Raw genomic sequence first — 12449 nt, forward strand, 5'->3', positions numbered from 1 at the left:
GATCGTTGTGATCAGCGGTAAACGATACCGCCGTCCGTCAGGATGGCCTGGCCCGTGATGTAATCGGAATCCGCGCTCGCCAGGAAGGAAACGAGGGATGCTACATCGTCCGGCGTCTGGGCGCGACCAAGCGCAATGCCGTCGACATATTTCTTGTAGGTTTCACCTTTCGGCGCGCCGGTAATTTCGGAGAACCGCTCGTCGATTTCCACCCACATATCGGTGCCGACGATGCCGGGGCAATAAGCGTTCACGGTAATGCCCGCACTTGCATATTCCTTGGCCGCAGCCTGCGTCAGCGCACGCACGGCGAATTTCGTCGCGGAATAAACGCCGAGCATGGCGAAGCCGTCGTGACCAGCAATGGACGAGGCGTTGATGATCTTGCCCTTCTGCTTGCGCGCCTTGAACTTGGCGGCAGCCGCCTGAATACCCCAGAGCACACCGTCGACATTGATGCGGAAAATACGCTCAACTTCTTCGGGCTTCACATCCGCAATCGGCTGAACCTGCGCGATACCGGCATTGTTGACGATCACGTCAAAGCCGCCCAGTTCCTTTTCCGCATGATCGATAGCGGCGTAAACATCGTCGCGCTTGCTGACATCGGCTGAGAATGTGGACGCCTTGCGGCCCAAGGCTTCGACCTCTTTTTTGACAGCGGCGAGCTTGTCCGCCTTGAGGTCTACCAGAGCGATATCGAAACCATCCTTGGCCAGCCGAAGGGCAATACCCCGACCGATGCCCTGTGCCGCACCGGTAACGAGCGCAACCTTGGTGTTAGCCGACATGATTCATCCTTTCCTGAGTGATTGATGAATGGCAATGCAACGCATCCCAATGGCGATATGGAACACGTCCCGGCGCTATCAACCCATGCCAGCGGCTTGATTTCATTGATTGGGATCAAATTCCCATTATTAGAGCAAAGAAAAATAAAAAGCCCGGCAATGCCGGGCTTTTTGAATTCTTTGATAACCGCAAGGACTGGTCAGATATTGGGTTCGATCTGGCCTTTGGCATCGCCCTTGTTCTTATCCTTGGCGGTGAGCTTGTCGATATAGGCAAGAAACAGCGCCGATACGACGAAGGCCAGATGGATGATCGTGAACCACATCAGCTGGTTCGACGTATAGGTCGTGGCATTCAGGAATATCTGCAACAGATGGATCGACGAGATGGCCACGATTGTCGATGCGACCTTAATCTTCAGCGAACCGGCATCGATTGTGCCCAGCCAGTGCACCTCGTCGCCTGCCTGATCAAAGCGGCTGACAAAATTCTCATAGCCGGAGATGACCACCATCACCAAAAGGCTGGCAATCAGCGCCGCATCGATCAGCCCCAGTATTTTCAGGATCGTATCGGTGTCATTCAGCGACGTGACTTTGGTGGCGAAGTCGAACAGCTTACCCGCAAAGGATACAGCATAAATCGCCAGCGCAATGGCAAGGCCCAGATAGAAAACCACCAACAGCCAGCGCGAGGCCAGAATGATGTTCTCAATGATCAATTCAATGCGTTTCATGGATCCGTTTCCAGGTCTTCATTCAAGACACCTCATAAAAATTTTGCTTGCCACCAAGGATATTGGCCACGCTTGGCGTGGAATAATGCGCAAAAGCCAGAATGGTGATGACGACAACGAATTTCAATAAGTGCCAATGCACAAACCGCGCGTCTTTTAAGCAGACGGCGCTCTTCCCATCGAAAAGACAGCCAGAAGACAAAACCGCCTGCATTCACAAAGGAACGGCATTTTCTTATTTGATGTCATAAATATTGCTTCGCTGTGTCTTGAAAGCCGCTGGTCTAGACAACTCTTTCATAATATAAGGCGCCCCTGATATTTTATTGCCGCCTCACTCAAAAGCGTGGCGTTAAAAGCGGGAACCTAATGAATATCGAGACCGCCGTGAACGACAAAGCCAGCATCTTCGATCTGGCTCCTATTTCCCTTTGGCTTGAAGACTATAGCGGTCTTCGCAAGCAGTTCGACACATGGCGGTCAGAAGGCATTACTGACCTCAAGGCTTTTCTGACGGAAGACACCAGCCGTCTTCGCATCTGCACAAGCCATATCCGGGTTCTGGCGGTCAATCGCAAAACCCTCGCGCTCTTCGAGGCGAACGACATTGACCATCTGGTCGGCAATCTGGAACGGGTGTTCCGTGAGGATATGCTGGAGCCGCATATCGATGAGATGGTGCAGCTCTGGAACGGTTCCGATACGTTCTACAGCAACACGATCAACTATTCGCTGGCAGGCCGGCGCATCGATATCCAGCTCAAAGGCCGCATTCTGCCCGGTCATGAGCACAGCTGGGATCGTGTCCTGCTGTCGATTGAAGATGTGACAACCCGCGAAAATGCAATGCGCGAGCAGGATCGTCACAAGCGCCATGCGCAAGGTCTGTTCGAGCATTCGCCGGTTTCACTGTGGGTTGAAGATTTCAGCCGCATCAAGGAACTGATGGACGATGTGCGCCAGCGCGGCATTGTCGATTTCCGTGTCTTCACCGATGTTCACCCCGAATTCGTGCGTCAGTGCATGAGCGAAATTCGCGTGCTGGAAATCAACAATGAAACGCTTGAGCTTTTCCTGGCACCCGACAAGCCGACACTGCTGCAATCGCTGCCGCAGATTCTGCGCGGAGAAATGGAAGCGCATTTCCGCGAACAGCTCATAGACCTGTGGAACGGCATCCTGTTCCAGCGTCGTGAGGTGATCAACTACGCGCTGGATGGCACCGAACGCCATGTTCTGTTGCAGTTCTCGGTCCTGCCCGGTCACGAAAACGACTGGTCACTGGTACAGGTCGCGCTGACGGATATCACCGCGCGCAAAAAGGCGGAAGCCTATCTGGAGTATCTCGGCAAGCACGACGTGCTGACCAAGCTGCACAACCGCGCCTTCTACGTGGATGAACTCAACCGGCTGGAACGCAAGGGCCATCTGCCCGTCTCCATCATCATCATCGATCTGAACGGCCTCAAGTCTGCCAATGATCTGTGGGGACATGCGTCGGGTGACGGATTGCTGCGCCGTATTGGCGAAGTGCTGAACGAAGCCGTCAAGCTGCCCGGGCATGCCGCACGTATCGGCGGCGACGAGTTCGCAATCGTGCTGCCCTATGTGGACGAGCGCGGCGCGGAAGCCATGGTGGAAGACATCAAGCGACTGGTCGAAATCAACAACCAGTATTATTCGCAGCTGCAGCTCAACCTATCCATCGGTACAGCAACCACCACGCCGGGCGAAACGCTCGAAGCCGTTGCCAAGCGCGCCGATCTTCTGATGTATGAGAACAAGCGCCAGCAATATTCGTCCAAGGGCGGATTGCTTTAACAACAACAACAAAATGGCCGATCCTCTGATCGGCCATTTTGCCTTTTTAATCGTCGAATTTGATCACGGATTTACCGCGCGTCAGATCCGTTACAAGCCGCGACAGATCATCCTGTGCGGCAATGGGCATTGCGCCCGTTATTTCCACGCCGTTGGCCGTGAAATTTTCATGCGCAATCGCGACATGGTCCACAACAGTCAGACGTGCTTTCAAAAGCGCATGGTCGGAAAAATCGCAGGCGAAGGCAAAGCCGATCATCGGGATCACCTCGGTCTTTTCCGCCTGTCGCAGACAGGTTGCGGCAGTGCCGCCATATGCACGCATCAAGCCGCCGCTGCCAAGCAGAATGCCACCGAACCAACGCGTCACCACCACCGCAATATTGTCGAGCTGCTGGCCGTCAATCGCTTGCAGGATCGGCTTGCCTGCCGTGCCGCTCGGCTCGCCATCATCGCTGAAACGATAGTTCTGCCCGATACGCCATGCCCAGCAATTATGGTTGGCTGCAAGGTCCGAATGCTCGCTCAGAAAATCCTTCGCCGCCTGCTCGCTTGCAACAGGCGCAGCAATGGCCAGAAACCGACTTTTCTTGATTTCCTGACTATAGGTTTCGACGCGACTGATCGTGAACATGGCAATCCTGCAACTATGATTTTGCGGCCTATCATGTTCCTGTGTAGATGACGACCCCTTACGCGTTGCTCACCATTGCGCCCACAGCGCGGAGGGTATAAGGCATTTTAGAAATGTGCTGTTTTTTTAACAGCCTTGATCTTCCCGCAATGACTTAAGAGGCCTGCCGATGTTCGATTTGATTGTGAGAAACGCTAATCTCCCTGATGGTCGCGAGAAGCAGGACATTCTGGTCAAGGACGGCAAGATTGCCGATATCGTACCGTCAAAGGGCGAGCATCAGGCAACCAAGGAAATCGACGCTTCCAACCGTCTCGTGACGCCGCCTTTCGTCGACCCGCATTTCCACATGGATGCAACCCTGTCGCTCGGTCTGCCGCGTCTCAACCGTTCCGGCACGCTTCTGGAAGGGATTGCACTTTGGGGCGAGCTGAAGCCGATGCTGACCGTTGAAGCCATGGTCGAGCGCGCCTTGCGCTATTGCGACCTGGCCGTCAGCCAGGGCCTGCTGGCAATTCGCAGCCATGTCGATGTCAGCGATCCGCGTCTTCTCACTGCTGAGGCGATGATCGAGGTTCGCGAGAAGGTAAAGCCTTACATCGACCTGCAACTCGTCGCCTTTCCGCAGGACGGCTATTATCGCTCTCCGGGCGCGGTCGATCTTGTCAACCGCTCGCTCGATATGGGCCTCGATATCGTCGGCGGCATTCCGCATTTCGAGCGGACTATGGCAGACGGTGCCGCTTCGCTGGAGGAGCTTTGCCGCATTGCCGCCGAGCGCGGCCTGCCGGTCGATATTCACTGCGACGAAACCGACGATCCAATGTCGCGTCATGTGGAAACACTGGCCGCCCAGACCGTGCGTTTCGGCCTTCAGGGTCGCGTCTCCGGTTCGCATCTCACATCCATGCATTCCATGGACAATTACTACGTTTCCAAACTCATTCCGCTGATCGCGGAAGCGCAGATGAACGCAATACCGAACCCGCTCATCAACATCACGTTGCAGGGCCGTGCCGACACCTATCCGAAGCGTCGCGGCATGACCCGTGTGCCGGAGCTGATGGCTGCTGGCGTCAACGTCGCCTTCGGTCATGATTGCGTTATGGACCCGTGGTACTCGATGGGTTCCGGCGACATGCTGGAAGTGGGACATATGGCGGTTCATGTTGCGCAGATGACCTCCATTGAAGGCAAACGCCAAGTCTTCAACGCACTCACCGTCAATTCGGCCAAGGCGCTTGGTCTGGAAGGTTACGGTCTTGAAAAGGGCTGCAATGCAGACTTCGTCGTCCTGCAGGCGCGCGACCCGCTGGAAGCGCTGCGCCTCAAGGCAAACCGTCTGACCGTCGTGAAGCGCGGCAAGATCATTGCGGAAACGCCGCAGCGTGTCAGCGCGCTCAATCTTGCAGGCCGTCCGTCTTCGGTCGATGGCGCCGATTACGCACCGCTCGGCTGATTAAACACGAAGCAACGACAAACCGGTGCCTGTTTTTCAAGCGACCGATAAAAGCGCTTGAATTAAAGGCAGATTAGTCGGAAATACGAGACATTGCTCATGCTCCTCCTGATCAGGGCGCAGGGCAATCCGTCGCGCATGGAAAGCACGCACAAACACCACCTTAATGAGGGGTCCAAATGGCCAAACTATCGAACTTTACCCGCCGCGACATTCTTGCAATGTCTGCGGCTCTCGGCGCAACTGCGATTTCCACCCGTGTTTTCGCAGCCGACGAAAAGCTGAAGGTTGCGGGCATTCACGCCTCGCCGGTTGAAAATGCCTGGAACTCGCGCCTGCACGAAGCACTGAAGCAGGCCAATGACGAAGGCGTCATCGAATATGTCTTCTCCGAAGGCGTTTCGGCCAGCGACTATCCCCGCGCCATGCGTGAATATGCCGAACAGGGCATCAAGCTCATTGTCGGCGAATCCTATGCCGTCGAACGCGAAGCGCGTCAGGTTGCGGGCGATTATCCGCAGACGACCTTCATCATGGGTTCCTCTGGCAAGCCGCAGGGCGATAATTTCGGCGTGTTCGGCACCTGGAACTTCGAAGCAGCCTATCTTGCAGGTATGCTGGCTGGCTCGATGAGCAAGTCGGGCACCTTCGGCTCGGTCGGCGCTGTGCCGATCCCGGAAGTGAACATGCTGATCAACGCTTTCCAGGAAGGCGTGAAGGAAACCCGCCCGGATGCGAAATTCATCACATCCTTCATCGGCACCTTCTTCGATCCGCCGAAGGCCCGTGAAGCAGGTCTCGCAGCCATCGATTCCGGCGCGGACATTCTGTTCGGCGAACGCATCGGCACCGCCGACGCCGCCAAGGAACGCGGCATCAAGGCAATCGGCTCGCTGATCGACTATACGCCGCGTTACCCGGATACGGTTTTTGCCAATGCAATGTGGTACTTCCGCCCGATCCTTAATGCAGCGATTGCAGATGTGAAGGCTGCGCAGCCGACCGGCAAGGACTACACGCCGTTCAGCCTGATGAAGGAAGGCGGCAACGACATCGTCTACGTCAAGGGCGTTGCACCGGCAGAAGCCGAAGCCAAGATGGAAGCGCGCCGCGCCGAGATCAAGGCTGGCACCTTCAAGGTCGAGCCGAACCCGGCTGAACCAAAGTAAGACGGCAGCATAACAGGGCGGCATAAAGTGGCATTCGATAGCAAGCAACAGGACGCAACAGCACTCGCGCAGGCGATTGCCGGAGGCGTTTTAAGCGCACGAGAGGCCATGGATGCCGCCCTTGAAGCCGCAGAAAAATGGCGCCCTCTGGGCGCCATCGCATATCTCGACCCTGAACTTGGCCGCACCAATGCCGCAACCATTGACGCTGATGCGGACAAAGCGCCTTTTGCAGGCGTCCCGTCGCTGTTCAAGGATCTGGGCGGCCCCTGTGCCGGTCTGCCAATCCGGCTTGGCTCGCGCGCTTTCGAAAACGCGTCGCCGCAAATGGATTCCGAACTGGGTAGCCGCCTGCGCAAAGCTGGTCTCAACTTCTTCGGCACCACCACTGTGCCGGAATTTGGCCTTGCGCTCGCCAGCGAACCGGCAAGCGGTCCACAGGCCCGCCACCCATTCGATGAAGCGCTTTCGCCTGCTGGCTCATCCGGTGGTGCGGCCGCAGCCGTCGCAGCCGGGATTGTCGGCATTGCACATGCGACCGATGCAGGCGGCTCCATTCGCGTGCCAGCCGCTACCTGCGGTCTGGTCGGCCTGAAACCGAGCCGTGGCGCTATGCCTGCGGGGCCGCATTTCGGCAATTATCTCGCGGGCATTGCCAGCGAGTTCGCACTGTGCCGCTCGATCCGCGATGCCAAGACGCTGCTTCCGCTCGTTGAAGGCAAAACCGAAGGCTTCCTGCCTGATCCGGTAATGGGCACCGGGGAAATGCCAGAGCGCCTGCGCATCGGCTTTGTCACCGAAGACCTTGCTACCTATCCCGTTACCGCGGAACGTATGCAGGTTGTGACCGACGCCGCCCGTTTTCTGGAGGCGCAAGGCCATGCAATCCGCGAAATCCCAGCACAGGACTTAAGCCCGCATGTTGCCTCAAGCGCACGCGCTTTCGACCGCATCATTTCCGTCAATCTTGCCGCCGCAATCGACTTTCTGGCGATCGATCAGGAGAAGCTGGAACCTTTGACCCGCGCCGTTGCAGAGCGAGGACGCGGGCTAGACGCAACCGCGCTCTATCGTGCGATGAACGGTGCTGTCAGCGCTTCGCATATGCTCTGGCAGATTTTCCGCGATATTGATGTGCTGATAACCCCGATGCTGTCCAGAGCACCCTTGCCATTGGGCTCGTTTCCGATGAACCATAGCGATGTGGACATGCAATGGCGGAAGATGAACGAGTTTGCGCCCTATGCGGCGCTTGCCAATATTTCCGGTTTCCCGGCGCTTTCTCTGCCATTCGGAGAAGATGCAGACGGGATGCCGGTCGCCGTGCAACTGATCGCGCCGATGGGCGCTGACCGGCTTCTTCTGAACACCGGTCAGCGGCTTGAGGAAGATGGTCGCTGGCGGCATAAGTTTCCTGTTGCGGGGTTGAACCAATGACGACGACAACAGTTCTTGAACTGCAAAACATCACCAAGCGCTTTGGTGCACTGACCGCCAATGACGATATTTCGCTGAAGCTGGAGCGCGGCGAAATTCTCGCGTTTCTGGGCGAGAATGGCGCGGGCAAGACCACATTGATGAACATCCTGTTCGGCCATTATGTGCCGGATGAGGGGCGCGTCTTCGTGAAAGGCGTTGAAATCCCGCAAGGCAAGCCGCGTGCGGCCATTGATGCGGGCGTTGGCATGGTGCACCAGCATTTCACGCTCGCGCCCAACCTCACGGTTCTGGAGAACATCATCACCGGCACCGAAAGCCTGTGGAAGCTCAAATCCTCGCATGGCGCAGCACGGGCCAAGATCGCGCAGATTGCAGAGCGTTTCGGCCTCAAGGTCGATCCGGATGTGCGGCTTGGCGATCTTTCAGTCGGCGAACAGCAGCGCGTGGAAATTCTGAAAGCGCTCTATAACGATGCGGATGTGTTGATCCTCGACGAACCGACCGCCGTTCTAACGACGCAGGAAGCCGAAGGCCTGTTCGCGACGCACAAGGAAATGGCGCGGCAAGGTCTGTCGCTGATCTTCATTTCGCACAAACTGCATGAGGTTATGTCGGCTGCCGACCGAGTGATCGTGTTGCGCGGTGGCAAGCTTGTCGCCGAACGCAAGGCTTCCGAAACTTCCAAGGAAGAACTGGCAGAGCTGATGGTGGGGCGGCGCGTCTCGCGCCCTGCCCGTGCCGCAGCGACACCCGGCAAGACATTGCTGGAAGCCACAAATGTCACAGTTGTGGAAGACGGAATTGCTCGCCTGTCAGAACTGAATTTTCAGGTTCGCGCCGGTGAAACGCTCGGCATCATCGGTGTGTCCGGCAATGGGCAAGCAGCGCTCGGACGGCTCGTTTCCGGTCTGAGCCAGCCTGCAAGCGGCGCGCTTGTCATGTTCGGGCAAACCGTCACCAAATTCGATCCCCGCCGCTTTGTGGCGGAAGGTGTCGGGCGCATACCGGAAGACCGAAATGCCGAAGGCGCGATTGGCGACCTGACCTTGTGGGAAAATGCCATTTTGGAGCGCGTGCGCGATCCAAAATTCTCGAGCGGCCTTCTCGTCAATCGCACTGCGGCCCGCGAATTCACTGATCGTATCATCAAGGATTTCGATGTGCGCGGCGGCACGCCGGACAGCCGTATTCGCCTGCTTTCCGGCGGCAATATGCAGAAGCTCATTCTGGGCCGCAATCTGGAGACAGCACCACGCATTCTCATCGCCGCGCAACCGACACGCGGACTGGATGAAGGTGCTGTCGCGGCAATCCACACCCGCATTCTGGAAGCGCGCGCCAAGGGTGCTGCCGTTCTGCTAATTTCTGAAGATCTGGATGAAATCATCGGTTTGGCGGATCGTGTTCAAGCGATTGTTAAAGGCCGCCTCTCCCCGCCTATCGACGCAGAAGAAGCCAATGCGCAGAGACTGGGCCTCATGATGGCCGGCGAATGGCAGACAAATACCACGAAGGGGCTGAATTGATGCGTATTGAACGACGCGAAACACGGCCCATCGCATTGGTCGCGACCGCTCCGGTCATTGCGGTTCTGACTGCATTCGTGCTGGCAGGCCTGTTGATTGCCGCCGCTGGCGCACCGGTTCTCGAATCCTTCCGCCAGATCGCCATCGGCGCATTTGGCAACAAGCTTTCGATCAGCGAAACGCTGACACGCGCCACGCCGTTGATGCTGACCGGCCTTGCCGCAGCCGTCGCCTTTCGCTCCAAGCTCTGGAACATCGGCGCCGAAGGGCAGTTCTATATGGGCGCGCTGGCGGTGGTGGCCATGGGCACGCAATTGCAACTGCCAGCTCCTCTCCTCATTCCGCTGCTGCTGATTGTCGGCGCGATTGCGGGCATGATTTTCCTGCTCATTCCGCTCGGCCTTCGCCTGCGCTTCGGCGTTGATGAAGTGGTGACAACCCTGCTTCTCAACTTTGTCGCAGTGCTGTTCGTTTCCATGATGATCGAAGGTCCGATGAAAGACCCGCTGGCCTTTGGCTGGCCGCAGTCGGAACCGGTGCCGGATGCCGCCGTGCTACCGAAAATCATGACGGGTATGCGGCTGCATATCGGCATCCTGATTGCCATCGCGCTGGCGCTGATCATCGCCTATGTGCAGAAGCGCACCGTGTTCGGTCTTGAAACCAAGGCCGCCGGTATCAATCCGGGTGCGGCACGCTTTGCAGGCGTTCCGCTCGGTCGCACACTCATTAAGGTTGCCTGCATCTCCGGCGGACTGGCAGGCCTTGCGGGCGCTATTCAGGTCATGGGCGTGAAAGGCTATGTCACGACCGACCTTTCACCCGGCTTCGGCTATTCCGGCATTATCGTCGCCATGCTTGCCAATCTGAACCCGATCGGCGCGATCTTCTCGGCGCTCTTTGCCGCCGCCATGTTCGTTGGGGCAGACGGCATGAGCCGCGCTATCGGCATTCCGAGCTTTATTGCCGATGTGACTGTGGCGCTGTCACTCCTGACGATGCTCGTCGCTTTGTTCTTCACCCAATACAGGATCGCCCGATGAACGAGTTGATGGATATCCTGCTCTCCGCAGGCCTCTGGGTCTCGGTCCTGCGTATTGCAACGCCGCTGATCTTCGGTACGCTGGGCGCGCTTTATTGCGAACGTGCAGGTGTGCTTAATCTCGGCATCGAAGGCATCATGACCTTCGGCGCGATGATCGGCTGGCTGACCGTCTTTAACGGTGCGGACCTCTGGGTGGGCGTTCTTGCGGCTGCCGCTTCCGGCGCATTGTTCGGCCTGCTGCACGCGGCCCTCACCGTCCCGCTCGGCCTGTCGCAGCACGTGGTCGGTCTTGGCATCACGCTGTTTGCCTCCAGCCTCAGCTATTTCCTGTTCCGCCTGCTGGTGCCGCTTTCTTCAACGCCGCCGACAATCACGCCATTCCAGCCGGTGAATCCATCTTTCCTCGCCGATGTGCCTTTCCTCGGGCAGGTGTTGGGCACACAGACTGCACTGACGTGGCTCGCCATTCCGCTCGCTTTGCTGCTTGGCTATGTTCTTTTCCGTACGCCGCTTGGCCTTGCCATCCGCATGACGGGCGAGAACCCCCATGCTGCCGAAGCGCAGGGCATCAACCCGATCCGCGTGCGCATTTTCACGATCATGTTCGGCAGCGCCTTGATGGCGGTGGGCGGAGCGTTTCTGACGCTTTCGGCCTTCAACTCGTTCTTCCCGACCATGATGCAGGGACGCGGCTGGGTCTGTATCGCGCTTGTCGTCTTCGCATCGTGGAAGCCTGCTCGCGCGCTGCTGGGCGCATTGCTGTTCGCGCTGTTCGATGCGTTTCAGCTTCGCCTGCAAACGGTTTATGGCAAGGCTGTGCCCTACCAGCTTTTCCTCATGATCCCTTACATCATGTCGATTATCGCGCTGATCGTCATGGCGCGACGCGCACGTGTTCCGCAGGCGCTGATGCAGCCTTATCGTCGCGGAGAGCGTTGATCACATAACGGGCGGCAAGGCAGGCAACGGCGAATACGGCCAGCCCGCCGAGAAAGTCGCTCAAATGGTGTCCGCCGTGCAAAAGCAAAGCGGGCGCCATCAGCATATTCAGGGCCAGTACGGGCAAGCGCAGCCACACGATCTGCCATGTGAAAAACACCGACATGACCGCCATTACGGTATGGAATGATGGAAAGCCTATGAGGCCGAGCACATTGGCTGGCGATAGATAGTCGACGCCGTCTTTCGACAAACGAACGAGTTCTGCGGCGTAGGTCGGGCCAACGGGAAGACCAAGCTTTGCCTCGACATTTGCGGGCAGCGTCGAGACGGCGGATGCCCCGAATGACGGGAATAACGCCCATACCACCATGCAAAGCAGCGCGCCAATCATCCCGGTGAGGAGAAAATGCGCGAGCTTGCGGGATTGTCCGGTGAAGCCGAGCAGAAGCACCACGACCACGAGTTGTGGCAGAGACGAGAAATAGACGATTTTCAGAAGCGCCGAGATACCGGGCCGTTCGGAAAAGAACAGGACCAGACTTGGCCAGTGATAGCCCATCAGCTGGTCAACACTCACCCAGAAATCGTCAATTCGCGGGAAATGGATCGGCAGCAACATATAGTTGAAGACCGAGCCAACCAGTGTGAACAGTATGAAACCCGCCGTCAAAATGAGCGTTTCCGAAATACGCGCATCGCGCCTGACATGGCGGTAGAACAGGCCCAGCATGATCGTGCCAAGACCGATCATGCTGAGCATCCCGTAACCCGACCAGTCCACGCGAATACCCTTTGCCGCAATGAGTATGAGGTCGATTGCGCCAAGAGCCGCAACGACGGTCAGAACAAAACGCTCATAACGCGAGAATACCATCAGCGCCCCCA

Annotated in this window: 11 protein-coding genes; 7 read left to right on the forward strand and 4 right to left on the reverse strand. The window is 57.4% G+C overall.

Annotated features, from left to right (window positions below; translation table 11 throughout):
• Window positions 1-11 precede the first annotated feature (11 nt).
• A complete protein-coding gene (locus FGI60_RS07930) occupies window positions 12-791 on the reverse strand; it encodes an acetoin reductase (protein ID WP_113533438.1) in 780 nt (259 codons plus the stop codon).
• A 200-nt stretch (window positions 792-991) separates the two neighbouring features.
• Window positions 992-1528 carry a TIGR00645 family protein gene (locus FGI60_RS07935; RefSeq protein WP_138784723.1) on the reverse strand — a complete coding sequence of 179 codons (537 nt, stop codon included), beginning with the start codon at window positions 1526-1528 and terminating at the stop codon, window positions 992-994.
• Window positions 1529-1897: 369 nt separating this feature from the next.
• Here FGI60_RS07935 and FGI60_RS07940 point away from each other — a divergent pair, with 369 nt between their 5' ends.
• Window positions 1898-3349 carry a sensor domain-containing diguanylate cyclase gene (locus tag FGI60_RS07940; protein WP_138784724.1) on the forward strand — a complete coding sequence of 484 codons (1452 nt, stop codon included), beginning with the start codon at window positions 1898-1900 and terminating at the stop codon, window positions 3347-3349.
• A 46-nt stretch (window positions 3350-3395) separates the two neighbouring features.
• Here FGI60_RS07940 and FGI60_RS07945 read toward each other — a convergent pair whose 3' ends face one another.
• On the reverse strand, window positions 3396-3983 hold the full coding sequence (locus tag FGI60_RS07945) for an IMPACT family protein (RefSeq protein ID WP_138784725.1): 588 nt from the start codon (window positions 3981-3983) through the stop codon (window positions 3396-3398).
• A gap of 169 nt (window positions 3984-4152) precedes the next feature.
• Between FGI60_RS07945 and FGI60_RS07950 the strand changes: the two genes are divergently transcribed.
• The 6 genes from FGI60_RS07950 (at window position 4153) to FGI60_RS07975 (ending at window position 11561) form a co-directional block, all read left to right on the forward strand.
• A complete protein-coding gene (locus tag FGI60_RS07950; RefSeq protein WP_138784726.1) occupies window positions 4153-5442 on the forward strand; it encodes an amidohydrolase family protein in 1290 nt (429 codons plus the stop codon).
• Between the two features lie 179 nt (window positions 5443-5621).
• On the forward strand, window positions 5622-6611 hold the full coding sequence (locus tag FGI60_RS07955; protein WP_138784727.1) for a BMP family protein: 990 nt from the start codon (window positions 5622-5624) through the stop codon (window positions 6609-6611).
• Between the two features lie 27 nt (window positions 6612-6638).
• A complete protein-coding gene (locus FGI60_RS07960) occupies window positions 6639-8048 on the forward strand; it encodes an amidase (protein ID WP_138784728.1) in 1410 nt (469 codons plus the stop codon).
• Window positions 8045-9577, forward strand: a complete 1533-nt coding sequence (locus FGI60_RS07965; protein WP_138784729.1) for an ABC transporter ATP-binding protein — start codon at window positions 8045-8047, stop codon at window positions 9575-9577. Before FGI60_RS07960 ends, FGI60_RS07965 begins: the two co-directional genes overlap by 4 nt.
• A complete protein-coding gene (locus tag FGI60_RS07970) occupies window positions 9577-10620 on the forward strand; it encodes an ABC transporter permease (protein WP_138784730.1) in 1044 nt (347 codons plus the stop codon). Before FGI60_RS07965 ends, FGI60_RS07970 begins: the two co-directional genes overlap by 1 nt.
• A complete protein-coding gene (locus FGI60_RS07975) occupies window positions 10617-11561 on the forward strand; it encodes an ABC transporter permease (protein WP_078336910.1) in 945 nt (314 codons plus the stop codon). The genes FGI60_RS07970 and FGI60_RS07975 overlap by 4 nt, the downstream gene beginning before the upstream one ends.
• Here the strand turns inward: FGI60_RS07975 and FGI60_RS07980 are convergent.
• Entirely contained in the window at window positions 11497-12438 is a 942-nt protein-coding gene (locus FGI60_RS07980) for a phosphatase PAP2 family protein (RefSeq protein ID WP_138784731.1), read from the reverse strand. The two genes, FGI60_RS07975 and FGI60_RS07980, sit on opposite strands and share 65 nt — an antisense overlap.
• Window positions 12439-12449 lie beyond the last annotated feature (11 nt).

This window comes from Brucella haematophila (assembly GCF_005938105.1).
In the GTDB taxonomy this organism is placed as follows: domain Bacteria; phylum Pseudomonadota; class Alphaproteobacteria; order Rhizobiales; family Rhizobiaceae; genus Brucella; species Brucella haematophila.

What these genes read in the sequence shown, in the direction of transcription:
- FGI60_RS07970 (WP_138784730.1), top strand. Translation starts at nt 9,577, where the DNA reads ATGCGTATTGAACGACGCGAAACACGGCCCATCGCATTGGTCGCGACC.
- FGI60_RS07940 (WP_138784724.1), top strand. Translation starts at nt 1,898, where the DNA reads ATGAATATCGAGACCGCCGTGAACGACAAAGCCAGCATCTTCGATCTG.
- FGI60_RS07955 (WP_138784727.1), top strand. Translation starts at nt 5,622, where the DNA reads ATGGCCAAACTATCGAACTTTACCCGCCGCGACATTCTTGCAATGTCT.
- FGI60_RS07965 (WP_138784729.1), top strand. Translation starts at nt 8,045, where the DNA reads ATGACGACGACAACAGTTCTTGAACTGCAAAACATCACCAAGCGCTTT.
- FGI60_RS07935 (WP_138784723.1), bottom strand. Translation starts at nt 1,528, where the DNA reads ATGAAACGCATTGAATTGATCATTGAGAACATCATTCTGGCCTCGCGC.
- FGI60_RS07930 (WP_113533438.1), bottom strand. Translation starts at nt 791, where the DNA reads ATGTCGGCTAACACCAAGGTTGCGCTCGTTACCGGTGCGGCACAGGGC.
- FGI60_RS07945 (WP_138784725.1), bottom strand. Translation starts at nt 3,983, where the DNA reads ATGTTCACGATCAGTCGCGTCGAAACCTATAGTCAGGAAATCAAGAAA.
- FGI60_RS07975 (WP_078336910.1), top strand. Translation starts at nt 10,617, where the DNA reads ATGAACGAGTTGATGGATATCCTGCTCTCCGCAGGCCTCTGGGTCTCG.
- FGI60_RS07980 (WP_138784731.1), bottom strand. Translation starts at nt 12,438, where the DNA reads ATGGTATTCTCGCGTTATGAGCGTTTTGTTCTGACCGTCGTTGCGGCT.
- FGI60_RS07950 (WP_138784726.1), top strand. Translation starts at nt 4,153, where the DNA reads ATGTTCGATTTGATTGTGAGAAACGCTAATCTCCCTGATGGTCGCGAG.